Source organism: Rhizobium yanglingense (assembly GCF_977109285.1).
The window spans coordinates 721975-735953 of record NZ_CDSAWY010000004.1 but is presented as its reverse complement, the minus strand read 5'-3'; the positions used below and the strand labels follow the sequence as shown (position 1 = coordinate 735953).

Genomic DNA, 13979 nt, shown 5'->3' with positions numbered 1-13979 from the left:
GCCATTTGCCAGTTTCAAAGCCGGTGGGTTCGCTCACCGGCTTTTTGTTTGCGCGATTTCGGTAAGCGTGCGTGTCGGCGTGATCGCCTCGGGATCGAGCTTCACCTCGATGATCGAAGGCTTGCCGCTGGCGCGGGCACGCTCAAAAGCAGGCGCGAAGTCCTCGGTTTTCTCCACCGTTTCACCATGGCCGCCATAGGCGCGGGCAAGGGCCGCAAAATCCGGATTGGTGAGATCCGTACCGCTGACACGGCCGGGATAGTCACGTTCCTGATGCATGCGGATCGTGCCGTAGATGCCGTTGTTGATGACGAGGGCGATGATTGAAAGGTCGTAGCGGACGGCGGTGGCGAATTCCTGCCCGTGCATCAGGAAGCAGCCGTCGCCGGCAAAGCAGATGACTTCGCGCTCCGGAAAAAGCCGCTTGGCAGCCACGGCAGCCGGCAGGCCGTAACCCATCGAGCCGGATGTGGGGGCCGCCTGCGTATTGAACTGCCGGAAGCGATGGAAGCGGTGCAGCCAGGTGGCATAGTTGCCGGCACCATTGGTGAAGATCGTGTCGGCCTTCGTGTTGCCCTCGATCCATTCCATGATCGGTCCCATGTGAACGGTGCCTGGGCCTGTTTGCGGCGGCTTCGACCAGGCAAGATAGGCTTGGTGCATATGCTGCGTCCGTTCCGCCCATCGCGGTTCGGCAGGCGCTTGGAGATCGGTAAGGGCGGCGACGAAGTCCTGCGGCGATGCGCAGATCGCAAGGTCCGGACGGTAGATGCGGCCAAGTTCGGACGGGTCGGGATAGATGTGGACGAGCGATTGCGCCGGGTAGGGGACGTCGACCAGCGTATAGCCTGACGACGGCATTTCCGACATCCGGGCGCCGAGCAGGATGAGCAAATCGCTCTCCTTGATCTCCTTGGCCAGCACCGGATTGATGCCGATGCCGACATCACCGGCATAGCCCGGGCTAAGGTGATCGAAGAGCATCTGGCGGCGGAAGGAACAGCCGACCGGCAGCCTGAAGCGCTCGGCAAAGACGCTGGAAATCGCGCAACCGCATCTGCTATCCCAGCGCGTGCCGCCGAGTATGACCATCGGCCGTCTCGGCCGTTGCCAGCAGCTCGCATCGTAGCAAATCGTCGACCTGGCGGTCGCGCCGGGATGAGCGGGAACGCGGGCATAAGGGCTTCGCGACGTGGCGCGTCCACTTCGTCGCGCAACATGTCCTCGGGCAGTGACAGCGACGACAGGCCCGGGCCGGCCGGAGGTCGCAATCGGCAAAGGCGCGGGTGACGAATTCGGGAATGCGCGCCGCATCGTCGATCTCGCCGACCCATTTGGCATATTCGGTCAGCGCGCGGCGAAACTCGACCTCCTGGAAGGCCTCGCGCTCGCGGGCATCGCGCTGCGACCTGGCCGATGAACAGGATCATCGGGATCGAATCCTGCCTGGCGATATGCAGGCCCGCCGATGGCGTTGGTGGCGCCGGGCCCGCGGGTGACCATACAGATGCCGGGTTCGCCGGTGAGCCGGCCCCAGCAATCGGCCATCATCGCGGCACCGCCTTCCTGGCGGCAGACGATCACTTCGATATCGGTGTCATAAAGCGCGTCCAGCACGGCGAGGATAGCTTTCGCCCGGGCACGCAGGAGATGTCGATTGACCCCGTTTGCCTTCAGCGCTTCGACAATCAGCTCGCCGCCGGTCTTCTTCATAGTTCGGATTTCCCCTCCCGTTCGGCGCGCTCCAATGCCTCGAGCTCAGCCAGGACCTCTTCCTGATGCTCGCCCAGCCGAGGGCCTGGCCTCTCGTAACGCAGGGGCGTTTCGGAGAGCATGACCGGCGTCCTCGCGCCGGGGATCACGTTGCCTGCCGCATCCGGCAGATCGATGCGCAGTCCGCGCGCCTTTACCTGCGGATCGGCGAACATCTCCTCGATCGTGTTGATCGCGCCGGCTGGCACGGCATTTTCTTCGCAGGCCTTCAGCAAGTCGGCTTTCTGCCATTTCAATGTTTCGGTCAAGATCAGGCGGCGCACCTCGTCGCGGTTGACGACGCGGGCCTTGTTGGTCGAAAAACGCTCGTCGCCGGCGATGCCATCGAGGCCGAGGATCGCGCAGAGACGCCGGAACTGGTTGTCATTGCCGACGGCAAGGATCAGGTAACCGTCCGCGCTCGGCACGACCTCATAAGGAGAGATATTCGGATGGGCATTTCCGAGCCGCGCCGGCGCGCGGCCGGAGACCAGGTAGTTCATGTTTTGATTGGCGAGCACGGCGGATTGCACGTCGAGCAGCGCCATATCGACAAGCTGGCCTTCACCGGTTTTCAGCGCATGGATGAGGGCTGCCTCGATCGCCGCCACTGCATAGATGCCTGTGAAGATATCGGCGATGGCGACACCTGCTTTCATCGGCTGGCGATCCGGCTCGCCGGTGATCGACATGAAGCCGGACATGCCCTGGACGATGTAATCATAGCCCGCGAGGCTGGCATAGGGGCCAGACTGGCCGAAGCCGGTGATGGAGCAGTAGACGAGCTTCCGATTGATCTTGCGCAGGCTCTCGTAGTCGAGCCCGTACTTGACGAGGCCGCCGAGCTTGAAATTCTCGATCAGGACATCGGCCGTTGCCGCGAGGCGTCGCACCAGCGACTGGCCTTCCTCGGTCTTCAAATCGGCCGTGACAGAGCGCTTGTTGCGATTGGCGGAGTGATAATAGGCAGCTGAAAGGTTTTCGCCGTCGCCGCCCTCGACGAAAGGAGGCCCCCACTTGCCGCGTATCGTCGCCGCCGTCCGGATTTTCGACCTTGATGACGTCTGCGCCGAGATCGGCCAACATCTGCCCGGCCCAGGGGCCTGCCAGGACGCGGGCGAGCTCGATCACCCTGATGCCGGCAAGCGGCGGTTTCTTACGACTGTCCGTCATGTTCCTCCCGAGAACGGATCATGGTGCCCGCGTTGCCTCAGATGTATCGGATACGGGTTTGGATGCAAAGCGGCGCTCGCGCCAGATGATGTAAAGTCCGGATGCGATGATGATGAGAATGCCCAGCCATTTGATGGCGTCGGGAAAATCGCCGAAAACCAGCCATGCAAAGATCGTGGCCGAGACGATCTCGAAATATTGCAGCGGCGCCAAAGTGGAGGCGGGTGCAGAGCGATAGGCATAGACGCCGAGGATGCTGGCGATCGCGGCCGTTACGCCGACGCCGAGGAGCCAGACGAGGCCTATCATGGTTGGCATTACCGGTTCGAACACATCCGAGCCGCTTCCACGGGCGAAGAAAAGAACAGCACACCGCAAAAGAGCAGGCCCCACAAGCCCATGTGAAACTGCATCACCCACGGGTCCTCGCGCTGCGCCAGGGCCCTGTTCATCATTGCGGAGATGGCGATGCAGACTGCGCTGACGACCGGCAACAGCGCCACGTAGCCGACTTCCTGGAAGCTCGGCTGAATCACCAGTATCGCGCCGAAGAAACCGACGCCGCATGCTGTGTAGCGCCGCCAGCCGATCGTCTCGCCGAGAAATAGGCTGCTCAGGATGGTGAGGATTATGGGTTCGACGAAGAAGGATGCGCGATCGCATCTGCAACCGCCATGGTATTCCAGCGTGGTGACGAACGAGATCATCGAAATGGTGATGATGGCACCGCGGATCGCGTGGAAGAGGCTTTGCCTCCATGACGAATCCGTCAGTTTTTTGCGCCAGATAACGATCGGAAGCATGCAGAGAGCCTGTATGGCAAAGCGTGCTGCGGTAATCTCTGCAGACGGAACCGTCGTGATGGCAAGCTTGGAGAAAATATCGATCAGAGGCGATACGAGCACCGAAATAAACATGAGCATCAGGCCCATGCTGACTTCGGAGGAGCTATTCTTCGTTATTGCGCTGTTCATTTCCGGTCCGCTGGTCAGGCTCTTGCGGTTGCTTCATCGCACCAATCGGCAAAGGCCGAAATCGCCGCTTCGGCGCCGATCTCGTTCACAGAGTTTCGTGCCGATTATCCTGATATATTTCGGCCGTGATACGGGAGAAACCATGCCGTTTCAAATGGTTTGACAGCCATATCACCGCCTTTCCGAAATCGGTCGCGGGATCTGTTCCGCCGCCATGAGGTGGATCGGCAGGTTCCTTTTCAGCCTGTCGAGATGCCGCTTCTGCGGCGCGCGAAAGGTGAGTTCGAATATATCGAGCCAGAGCGAAACGGACGCATCGAAGCCGCAGAGCGGATCGGCGATATATTTGTCGACTTCGGCCGGATCGCGGGAGAGCCAGTCAAATTCCGTCCGGTGGCCGGGGATCATTTGCCCCAGGTGTCGAAGGTGAGCTTCGGCAGCAGGCCGCTCGGAACGTCGGAACCTTTCAGGGCTTTCTCGGCAAGCAGGATGGCTTGCGCGGCCCGGCCTGTCATGCGATACCTGAAATTCGAATTCCACACGGCGACGGCATCGAATTTTTCCGGAAAGGTCACTGCAGCGTTGAGCGCGATCAGCCCGCCCATGGAGTGGCCGAAGAGATCACGGGAAGGTTTGGATGGAACCCTGCCGCATAGTCCCGCATGGCGACCATATCGGCAAGAACCTGCTGCACGCCGTTGCGCCGGGCGAACTGGCCGATCGGCGCGCCGTCAGCCACCGTCTCGCCGTGGCCCCGGTGGTCGTGCACATAGACATGATAGCCGCGCCCGGCCATCGCCTTGGCGAAGCGTGCGTAGCGCTTCGAATGTTCAGCAAGTCCGTGGGAGATCAGCACGATGCCGCGCGGGCCGCCGCTGGCTGCCTCATGATGAAGGTGAGCGTCGCCTCTGGCGTCTTAAGCCATTGTGTTTGCGAAAACATTTCCGACCTCCCGTCTGCAAAAGAGCAGATCGCGGGCCAAATGCAACATCCCGGTGCATGTTTGCAGTGGAATTTGCTGCGAGTGAGGGTTGCAGGGTTTTGGGCTTCGTGCTTACTTGTTCCTGAATTGTTCTGTCTGCGGGGATTAGCGATGAGCAGGGTGTTTCTGCGCTTGATGACGTTTGTTCTGTCAATGGTTTTGGCTGGCTTTGCGGTTGCCCAGGAAGGGGAAGGGGGAACGCGCTTCATCCTTGCTGCAAGTTGGCAGCCGGCATTCTGCCAGACAAACCAAAGGAAGCCGGAATGCAGCAGCCAGACGAAGGAGCGCTTCGACGCGACGAATTTCTCGCTGCACGGCCGCGGCCCCTGCGGCAGAACTATTGCGGTGTATCGAAGGACTTGCAGGCAGTCGACAAAGACGGCGATTGGCAAAAGCTGCCCAAGGTCAAGCTGACGGCTGAGAATGCGTCAGCCCTTGCAAAGGCCATGCCCGGAACGCAATCGGGCCTCGAACGTCATGAATGGACGAAGCACGGCACCTGCACCAAGATGAGCGCCGACGATTATTTCGGCGTGGCGATCCGCCTGATGGATGACCTCAACGGCTCGGCGGTGCGCGACCTCTTCGCCGCGCAATGTCGGCAAGACCGTCAAGGCGGATCAGGTCAAGACGGCTTTCGACAAGAGCTTCGGGGCGGGCGCTGGCGAGCGTGTGAAGATGCAAGCTGCCGGCGCCTGCCGGGCGGCGTCCGCGTGATCAGCGAGCTGACGATCGGGCTGTCGGAGGATGCGGGCTCGGCCGCCGGCGCCGGTGCAGGGGCTTCCGAAGACTCATGCAAGACGCCGGCCGCACCTCCTTCGGCTGCGACGAAGGTGTTGTCGACGCTGCGGGATGCTGAGAGTTTATCGCAAGGTTCGGGGAACCGGAGACTGGCTCGAAGCGGGGTGGGACGAACGATTGCGGCTAGGAATCACTTCGGACGCGGGTGCGGGGGACGCTTGCCGGGGATACTCGGATGGTATACGCGGCAAAATACGTCACGAGCTGATGTTCGAAGCGCGGCCGGCCTCACGTCTGCCCGGCGGAACGGTTCTGGGATGTGGGGTGCGGCGATGGCGGGAGTATCCGCGCGTCTATCCGAGGCCGGTTTTAGCGTTCTCGGCATTGACGCTTCGCCTGAAATGCTGCGCCGGGCAAATCTGCGTAAGGCAGAGCTGCCGGTGCAAGTGCGCAGCCGGCTTGAGTTTGCGCTGGGCGACATCACCGATTTCGCATCAGAACATCTCTTCGATGCAGTTTGCTGCCATGGCGTACTGATCTACTTGGACGACAGTGCCGCTGCCATCGGAAAATTGGCAAGCCATGTGAAACGCGGCGGGCTGCTTAGCATCCTGACGAAAAACGCACTCTCTGGCGGTTTCCGGCAAGCGCTGCGGGGCCAGCGCCTCGGGCAACCCTGGAATCAGAACGCGCGGTGACGATCCTTCGGCGGTTGTTCAGCAAATGGGGACCTGTGGCCTTGCCGACCAATGGCGAGGAGTCCCGCGTATTTTCCGATCGTCTTGGTGAGCAGAGCTTTGACGGCGCGCTCGCAGCCGAGCTCATCGCGCATGAGCGCGCTGCTTCGCTTCGTGACCCATGCCGTGCGATGGCCCGACGATTTCATGCAACTGGGCGGAAAGCCTGACTGAGGCAATCCCTCCGTTCCGTTGCTTTTCGAGGGGAACCAAATCGATTGCCGTAGAGAAAGCCGGTTTCGGCGTTGCCCGAAAGCCGGCTTTCGCCTACATAGCGGCCACGGTTTTCAAGTTTCCGCCCGGAGCAGCGTATAATGGCACGTCAGTTCATCTATCACATGGCCGGCCTCAACAAGGCCTATGGCAGCGAAGAAGGTGCTGGAGAACGTCCACCTCTCCTTCTACCCCGACGCCAAGATCGGTATCCTCGGCCCGAACGGCGCCGGTAAGTCCACCGTCCTGCAGCATCATGGCCGGCCTCGACAAGGAATATACCGGCGAGGCCTGGCTCGCCGAGGGCGCGACGCTCGGCTACCTCGGCGCAGGAGCCGCAGCTCGACGCGAACTAAGACCGTGCTCGAAAACGTCATGGAAGGCGTGGCCACCAAGACGGCGGTCCTCGACCGCTACAACGAACTGATGATGAACTACTCCGACGAGACGGCGGATGAGGGCGCGAAGCTCCAGGACATCATCGACAGCCAGAACCTCTGGGACCTCGAAAACCAGGTCGAGATGGCGATGGACGCCCTGCGCTGCCCGCCCGGCGATGCTTCGGCCGTAACAGGCCTTTCCGGCGGCGAAACGCCGCCGCGTGGCGCTCTGCCGCCTGCTGCTTGCCGCAGCCGGACCTGCTGCTCCTCGACGAACCGACCAACCACCTCGACGCCGAGACCATCGCCTGGCTCGAAAAGCACCTGCGCGACTATCCCGGCGCCGTGCTGATGATCACCCACGACCGCTACTTCCTCGACAACGTCACCGGCTGGATCCTCGAGCTCGACCGCGGCCGCGGCATTCCCTATGAGGGCAACTACTCCGGCTTACCTGCAGGCGAAAGCCAAGCGCATGCAGCAGGAGGCCCGCGAAGAAGCCTCCCGCCAGAAGGCCATCAGTCTCGCGAGCAGCGAGTGGATCGCCTCCAGCCCCAAGGCACGCCAGGCGAAAGTCCAAGGCCCGTATCCAGCGCCTATGACGAACTGGTGGCGGCAGCCGCCGACCGCCGTCCCGGCGACGCCGCAGATCGTCATCCCGGTCGCCGAGCGTCTCGGCCAGCGTCGTCATCGAGGCCGAGAACCTCACCAAGGCCTATGGCGACACGCGTCCTGATCGAGAACCTGACCTTCAAGCTGCCGCCCGGCGGCATCGTCGGCGTCATCGGCCCGAACGGTGCCGGCAAGACGACGCTCGTTCAAGCATGATCACCGGCCAGGAACAATCCCGACAGCGGTTCGGTAATCCGCATCGGCGAGACCGTTCGAGCTCGGCTATGTCGACCAGAGCCGCGATGCGCTCGGCGGGCGACAAGACCGTCTGGGAGGAGATCTCCGCCGGCAACGACATCATCAAGCTCGGCAAGCACGAAGTGAACTCGCGCGCCTATTGCGGCGCCTTCAACTTCAAGGGCGGCGACCAGCAGCAGAAGGTCGGCAACGCTCTCCGGCGGCCAGCGCAACCGCGTGCACCTCGCCAAGATGCTGAAGGCCGGCGGCAACGTGCATCCTCCTCGACGAACCGACCAACGACCTCGATACGGAAACGCTGGCCGCGCTCGAGGACGCGCTCGGAAGCCTTCGCCGGCTGCGCCGTTATCATCAGCCACGACCGCATGTTCCTCGACCGGCCTGGCCACCCACATCCTCGCCTTCGAGGGCGACAGCCATGTCGAATGGTTCGAAGGCAACTTCGAAGACTACGAGCAGGACAAGGTCCGCCGCCTCGGCCCGGATACGCGTCAAGCCCGAAGCCGCGTGACCTACAAGCGCCTGACGCGCTGATCCGTTCAGCGCCTACTCCAGGATCAGAGGCCCGCCGCAAGCGCCGGGGCCTTTGTATTCGTGCCGGTCAGCTTTCGGAGCAGTGAATCGTCGTCGCACAGACACATTACGCTTGCATCGAGCGCCTATCGATTCGACATAAAGATATCTTTATATCTTGATTGGGCTTGCGAGGCACGGCTGAGCAGTGACGTTCGGTCTGGACGCACTGGTGGATCGTGTTGAAGGCGGCGGGTGAGCACGACGCGCCTACGGCTTGCTCGCGCTTCTGGCCGCCGGCGATCTGACGGTGACCGATCTTACGCGAAATCCTCGGCCAGTCGCAGCCGCGCATCTCCCGGCACCTCAAGCTGCTGACGGAAGAGGCCGGCCTCATCGAGCGCTATCAGGAGGGCGCCTGGGCCTATTTCCGGCTGAGGCAGGACGGCAAGGCGGCGGCGCGTGGTGCGGCGTGCTGCTTAACACACGCGTCGCCAGAACGGACGCCGGTGATCCTGCGCGATGGCGAGCGGCTTGTTAGCCGTGAAGCGTCAGCGGGCAGAGCGCGCGCAGGCCTATTTCAGCCGCAACGCCGCCGAATGGGACGAGCTGCGGCGCCTCCATGCCAGCCGACGAAGAGGTGGATGCCGCGGTCATCAATCTACTCGGAAACCACGCCGGTCTATTCGCTGCTCGATCTCGGCACGGGGACCGGCCGCATGTTGGAGCTGCTTTCCGGGCATCTATCGCAGGGCGATCGGCGTCGATGCCAGCCGCGACATGCTGTAGCGTCGCCCGCGCCAATCTCGACAGGGCGGGCATCACCAAGGCTTCGGTGCGGCATGCCGACATCCTGAACCTGCCGTTCGAGGGACAGGATTTCGATCTCGATCACCATTCATCAGGTTTTGCACTTCTTCGATCAGCCGGAAATCGCGATCGCCGAGGCGGCGCGGATGCTGCGCACCCGGTGGGCGTCTCATGGTCATCGACCTTGCGCCGCACGGGCTTCGAATATCTTCGCGACGAGCACGCGCATGTCCGCCTTGGTTTCTCGCATCAGTCAATGGACCGACTGGCTGCGCAAGACGGGGCTCGATCCGGACCGCAGACCGTCGATCTTCATCCTGGGTCAGCCGGGCGAGACGGGGCTCTGGACGGTCACGATCTGGCTTGCGCGCGATCCAGAGGCTGCCTCATTGCATCCGATATGGCGCCAGAAACAGTTTTACTTGCTGCCGGGGAGGTATGATATGTTGCAGGTTGGAACACCGGACGACCGCGACGGCGATATCCGGCATTGTCCTTCGAATTTTTCCCGCCGAAGTCGGAGGAGATGGAAGGTCAGCTCTGGAAGACCGTGGCCGAGCTGAAGGACTGGGATCCGGATTTCGTCTCGGTGACGTATGGCGCTGGCGGTACCACGAAGGCACCGACGCTGACGGCCGTGACGCGGTTCACTCAACGAAACACCGCTTGCGACTGCGTCGCATCTCACCTGCGTGGGCGCCACGAAGGGAGAAACGCACCAGGTGATCGACCATTTCCGCAAGGCTGGCGTGAAGCACTTCGTGGCGTTGCGCGGCGATGCGCCGGGCGGGGCAGGGGTGCCTTACCAGCCTCATCCGGGCGGCTACGCCAATGCGGCCGAACTCGTGGCCGGCCTTCGCGAGATCGGCGATTTCGAGATTTCGGTGTCCGCCTATCCGGAGAAACATCCGGAGAGCCGGGACGTGGCGGCCGATATCGACATGTTGAAGCGCAAGGCCGACAACGGCGCGGACCGCGCGTTGACGCAATTCTTCTTCGACAACGACAATTTCGAGCGCTACCTGGAGAAGGTGCGGGCCGCAGGCGTCAAGATCCCGATCGTTCCCGGCATCATGCCGATCCAGAACCTGACGCAGCTGAAGCGATTTGCCAGCGCATGCGGCACGGTGATCCCGGCCTTTCTCGACGAGCGCTTTGCCGGTCTCGACGACAAGGTGGAGGAGCGGGCGAAGGTTGCCGTCGATGTCGCCGTCGAGCAGATCGAGGATCTCGTCCGCCGCGGGCTGGACGAGTTTCATCTCTATACGATGAACCGCTCGCCGTTGGTTTCAGCCGTGCTCACCAATCTTGGCCTCAGGCGCGAGGGCGCAAAGAGGGCAGCAGGCGCCGCTGCCTGAGAGCGGCGGCAAATCGGCACCGAATAAAAAAGCGCAAGTCTGGCGGTGACATGCGCTTTTTAATTGGCTGAACTGTTAGCTTGTCAGGAGCTAGGTATTCCAGTCATAGGGTTCGCCGACCGCTCAAATGAAGAGCATGGACAAGACGAACGCGAACGCTGCACTGACCAACAGGACATTCAAGGATCGTGTGATACCCATGTCTGCCTCCTCGCGTTAACCAGCATATAATATGTCTGAATTGTGTCGCGTGGAAAGCGGATTCTATGCTGCAGCGCAGCGGCGGACTGCGGATGAGCCACGTTCTGGTCGGCTAAGCAATTGGAATTAATTGCCAAATCACGATGGAATTTTATTCACACATTTTAACTGCGCGTTAAATTGGGCGATTGGCCCGTTAATGGCGATGGCTACATAAAGGCATGACCGGAAGCTGCTGATATGATGCGGGAAATCGAAATCGCGTCCCGGCATTTTCCGGGACGCGATCGAATGGGCGGCCTTCACGAAAATGGATTGATCAGAGCGCGCTCAGAAGGCCGGGTGTGGCCCAGCCATCGGCGGGCATTCCGAGACGCTGCTGCTCCTTCTGGATCGCGACGCGGGTCCCGGAACCAAGGATGCCGTCGACCTGACCGACATCGTGGCCCTTCGACTGCAGTTTGGTCTGCAACTGCTTCATCTGGTCATTCGCAAGACCCTGGTCCGGGCGTACCCTTAAGATAGGGCTGCGCACCGCCAAAGCGGGTGGCGAAATAGGCGGCCGAGGTCGTGTAGATGAACGACTTGTTCCACTCGAGATAGATCTTGAAGTTCGGGTAGGCGATGAAGGCCGGTCCGTGACGGCCCTGCGGGAGAACGAGGTCACCCTCCAGATTGCCGAAGCTGGTGTTGCCGTCACGCGGTTGGACGCCGAGTGCAAACCATTCGCCCGCCGTCATGGTGCCGCCGAGGCCCGATTTTTCCCAGGGAAGGTTGTCGGGCAGGGTGACTTCCTGCAGCCAGGGCTGGCCGCGTTTAAAGCCGAGATGCTGGATGAACTTCGCAGCCGTCAGGATGGCGTCCGGGCCGCTCTCCTTCAGCCGCACATGGCCATCGCCGTCCCCGTCCATGCCGTAGGCGACGATGTCGCGCGGAAGCATCTGCACCTGGCCGATTTCACCCGCCCATGCGCCGGTATTGGTCGTCGGGTCAAGGTCGCCGTGCTGAACCATTTCGATGAGCGCGATCAATTGCGGGCGGAAGAGTTCGGGATCCGGCGGCAGTCATGCGCCAGCGTGACGAGCGCGTTGCGCGTATTGAAATCGCCCTGAACCGCGCCGAAGTCCGTTTCCATCGCCCAGAAGGCGGTGATGACGCCGGGGGCGACGCCATAGTCCTGCTCGGCCCTGGCGAAGACGTCTGTCGAACTGTTTCAGCTTCTGGCGGCCAATATCGAGACGGGCCTGGCTGACGGTACGCTGCGAAAACTCAAGGAAACGCTGTTCCGCTCGAAGACGCCTTGCGCGCGGTCGCGGCTTAGAACCTTGGGATCGATCTGCGCGCCGGCGAGCGCCTTGTCGGCAGCTTCGGCGGAGGCGCCGGCGGCGATCGCATCGGCCTTCACGCCAGCCAGAAATTCGGCAAGATCGCCGGCGCAAGCCACGGGAGGAGCCTGAGGCGTTGCGGCCGGTGGAGGGGAGGCCGCCGGAGCCATTGCCTGCTGCTGAGCCAATGCCGTGGTTGCCGCGGCGATTGCAAACAAAAGAGCAAGTGCAGAGCGGCCTGCGAGCGAGCGGTGCATGAGATCGTCCTTATATCCGAAATATGTCCGTTGCTTTCACAGATGAATGTGACGGAAGCAAGAAAGATCGGCGGACGTTACTAAGAATTTCTGTCCTTAGAAACGGAAGCCACCCGATAGTTGGCCCAGTTCTTTTGAAGAGCCCGCAAACACATTGATGTCCGCGGGGCCTTTGATGCCGGGGATCACACCGGTCGACGTGTACTGCCAGAAGGCCCAGCGGCGGTCGGCATAGGTAACTTCCGGATGCGCGGCCACCGAGCGGACCCAGAAGTGATAGTCCTGGAAATAACCCTGCAGATTGTCGCGGTGGAAATCGACCGATGTATAGATGATCGGCCCGCTTGCCGTAATAGGCTTCGAGAAAAGGCGGTCCATGAAGCGCTGCATACTGAGCGCGGACGGTCGCCGGGTCCGGCCGGAAGCGGCAGGTCTTGGATATCGCCGTTCCATTCGACGTCCAGGACCGGGGGCAGGCGCGTCGAGTCCCGCGGAACGTTCTGGATGAACCAGTCGGCCTGCTCATCGGCCGACGAGCAGAAATAATAGAAATGATAGGGAGCGTGGGGAGATGCCCTGACGGCGCGGGCGCGCTGCCAGTATTCATTGAAGCGCGGGTCGAACCTATCCTTGCCCTCGGTCGCCTTGATGAAGGCAAAGGCGACGCCCGAAGTCTTCACCGACTGCCAATCGATATCGCCCTGCCACTTGGAGATATCGATGCCGTGAACCTCGTTCCGATGCGGATGCTTCGCCCCGAAATCCTGCGGGTCGGTATCCTTGAAGCGGGTCTTCGGCTTTATGGATGCGGTCTCAAGATAATCATATCCCGATGAAGTACACCCGGCCAACATGATAGCCAATGGCAATACACAAAACAAAATCCGGCGCATAAATGTCCCGTCGTGGACCGAATGATCGACTTGCCCCACAGCTTGACCTTCGAAAGACGAGTTTCAGTAGAGGAATCCCCCTCTTTCAACATATCAACGTAAAAAATCGGTTAGTTTCAAGTGAATTGTGAAGGCCGGGCGATGATTGCTGCCCGCCAGGCATAGCCGCCGCCGATCGTCTCGAACGACAATCTCGCGTTGTTATCACTGGGCTTGCGCTTCCAGCACCTCGCGCAGATCGGCGCGAGGCGTGACGTGAAATTTTGCAAGCCATGACTTCAGCACCGCCCTGAACCAGGCCGGCAGGCCCTCCTGCTGGCCGAAATCGACGATGTGCAGCTGCCCGCCGGGGTTCAATGCGGCGATTGCGGCATCGACGGCGCGTTCCCAATCGGGAATCATCGATAGCGCATAGGAAATGAGGATCCGGTCGAAGCCGCTGACACCGAAGTCCCGTGGCGTGAAGGCGGTCGCGTCGGCAACGCGAAAATCGGCAGCCGCGGCCTTCGTGGCGAAATGTTTTGCGCGCCGAAATCAGCATTTCCTGCGAAATGTCGAGGCCATAGAGCCTCGCGCCGGGAAACAGCCGGTGCGCGAGCACCAGGTTGCGGCCGGTGCCGCAGCCGACTTCGAGCAGCGTGCCGCCTTCCGGGACGTCCAGATTGCGGATCGTACGGTCGCGGCCGAGCAGGTAGTATTTGCGCGTCAGGTCATAGATATGGCGCTGGTAGCGATACATGCCGTCCATAAGATTGGCATGCGTTTCGGTTTTCTCGTCCACGTTGGTGCAAATTTCGGTC

8 protein-coding genes and 9 pseudogenes are annotated in these 13979 nt (G+C 61.5%); 7 read left to right on the top strand and 10 right to left on the bottom strand.

All coding sequences use genetic code 11. The features are described 5' to 3' along the window. Positions 1–33: 33 nt before the first annotated feature. From ACW4PC_RS08650 to ACW4PC_RS08625, 6 genes and pseudogenes are all read right to left on the bottom strand, one after another. A complete protein-coding gene (locus tag ACW4PC_RS08650) occupies positions 34–1314 on the bottom strand; it encodes a thiamine pyrophosphate-dependent enzyme (RefSeq protein WP_455873491.1) in 1281 nt (426 codons plus the stop codon). Positions 1315–1347: 33 nt separating this feature from the next. Further along, positions 1348–1713 carry a thiamine pyrophosphate-binding protein gene (locus ACW4PC_RS08645; protein WP_455873490.1) on the bottom strand — a complete coding sequence of 122 codons (366 nt, stop codon included), beginning with the start codon at positions 1711–1713 and terminating at the stop codon, positions 1348–1350. Then, positions 1710–2925, bottom strand: a pseudogene (locus ACW4PC_RS08640) (CaiB/BaiF CoA transferase family protein). Before ACW4PC_RS08640 ends, ACW4PC_RS08645 begins: the two are co-directional and overlap by 4 nt. Positions 2926–2943: 18 nt before the next feature. Beyond that, positions 2944–3899: pseudogene (locus tag ACW4PC_RS08635) on the bottom strand (DMT family transporter). Between the two features lie 171 nt (positions 3900–4070). Then, a complete protein-coding gene (locus ACW4PC_RS08630) occupies positions 4071–4439 on the bottom strand; it encodes a serine aminopeptidase domain-containing protein (RefSeq protein WP_455873489.1) in 369 nt (122 codons plus the stop codon). Between the two features lie 47 nt (positions 4440–4486). Further along, positions 4487–4755, bottom strand: a pseudogene (locus ACW4PC_RS08625) (alpha/beta fold hydrolase); the annotation flags it as partial. A 237-nt stretch (positions 4756–4992) separates the two neighbouring features. On the opposite strand from ACW4PC_RS08625, the pseudogene ACW4PC_RS08620 reads away from it, so the two are divergent. From ACW4PC_RS08620 to ACW4PC_RS08605, 4 genes and pseudogenes are all read left to right on the top strand, one after another. Beyond that, positions 4993–5740: pseudogene (locus ACW4PC_RS08620) on the top strand (ribonuclease T2 family protein). Between the two features lie 199 nt (positions 5741–5939). Next, the gene (locus ACW4PC_RS08615; RefSeq protein WP_455873488.1) at positions 5940–6320 is read left to right on the top strand and encodes a class I SAM-dependent methyltransferase; all 381 of its coding nucleotides are present in this window, start codon (positions 5940–5942) and stop codon (positions 6318–6320) included. Positions 6321–6734: 414 nt separating this feature from the next. Continuing rightward, complete coding sequence (locus ACW4PC_RS08610) at positions 6735–7304, top strand: ATP-binding cassette domain-containing protein (RefSeq protein WP_455873487.1); 570 nt, start codon at positions 6735–6737, stop codon at positions 7302–7304. Continuing rightward, positions 7304–7780, top strand: a complete 477-nt coding sequence (locus tag ACW4PC_RS08605) for an ATP-binding cassette domain-containing protein (protein WP_455873486.1) — start codon at positions 7304–7306, stop codon at positions 7778–7780. The genes ACW4PC_RS08610 and ACW4PC_RS08605 overlap by 1 nt, the downstream gene beginning before the upstream one ends. Here ACW4PC_RS08605 and ACW4PC_RS08600 read toward each other — a convergent pair. Beyond that, complete coding sequence (locus ACW4PC_RS08600; protein WP_455873485.1) at positions 7771–8034, bottom strand: hypothetical protein; 264 nt, start codon at positions 8032–8034, stop codon at positions 7771–7773. The two genes, ACW4PC_RS08605 and ACW4PC_RS08600, sit on opposite strands and share 10 nt — an antisense overlap. Positions 8035–8038: 4 nt before the next feature. On the opposite strand from ACW4PC_RS08600, the gene ACW4PC_RS08595 reads away from it, so the two are divergent. The 3 genes and pseudogenes from ACW4PC_RS08595 to metF all read left to right on the top strand — a co-directional run bounded on the left by ACW4PC_RS08595 (position 8039) and on the right by metF (position 10503). Beyond that, positions 8039–8356: a hypothetical protein gene (locus ACW4PC_RS08595; RefSeq protein ID WP_455873484.1), complete on the top strand. Its 318-nt coding sequence runs from the start codon at positions 8039–8041 to the stop codon at positions 8354–8356. Between the two features lie 187 nt (positions 8357–8543). After that, a pseudogene (locus ACW4PC_RS08590) lies at positions 8544–9522 on the top strand (ArsR/SmtB family transcription factor); the annotation flags it as partial. A 113-nt stretch (positions 9523–9635) separates the two neighbouring features. Then, positions 9636–10503, top strand: a pseudogene (gene metF / locus ACW4PC_RS08585) (methylenetetrahydrofolate reductase [NAD(P)H]). Positions 10504–11023: 520 nt separating this feature from the next. On the opposite strand, the pseudogene ACW4PC_RS08580 reads toward metF, so the two are convergent. From ACW4PC_RS08580 to ACW4PC_RS08570, 3 pseudogenes are all read right to left on the bottom strand, one after another. Next, positions 11024–12286 (bottom strand): annotated as a pseudogene (locus tag ACW4PC_RS08580) (lytic murein transglycosylase). An 80-nt stretch (positions 12287–12366) separates the two neighbouring features. Then, positions 12367–13179 (bottom strand): annotated as a pseudogene (locus ACW4PC_RS08575) (glycoside hydrolase family 25 protein). A 116-nt stretch (positions 13180–13295) separates the two neighbouring features. Then, a pseudogene (locus ACW4PC_RS08570) lies at positions 13296–13927 on the bottom strand (class I SAM-dependent methyltransferase). Between the last annotated feature and the right edge of the window lie 52 nt (positions 13928–13979).

What these genes read in the sequence shown, in the direction of transcription:
- ACW4PC_RS08645 (WP_455873490.1), bottom strand. Translation starts at nt 1,713, where the DNA reads ATGAAGAAGACCGGCGGCGAGCTGATTGTCGAAGCGCTGAAGGCAAAC.
- ACW4PC_RS08605 (WP_455873486.1), top strand. Translation starts at nt 7,304, where the DNA reads ATGATCACCCACGACCGCTACTTCCTCGACAACGTCACCGGCTGGATC.
- ACW4PC_RS08650 (WP_455873491.1), bottom strand. Translation starts at nt 1,314, where the DNA reads ATGCGGCGCGCATTCCCGAATTCGTCACCCGCGCCTTTGCCGATTGCG.
- ACW4PC_RS08615 (WP_455873488.1), top strand. Translation starts at nt 5,940, where the DNA reads ATGTGGGGTGCGGCGATGGCGGGAGTATCCGCGCGTCTATCCGAGGCC.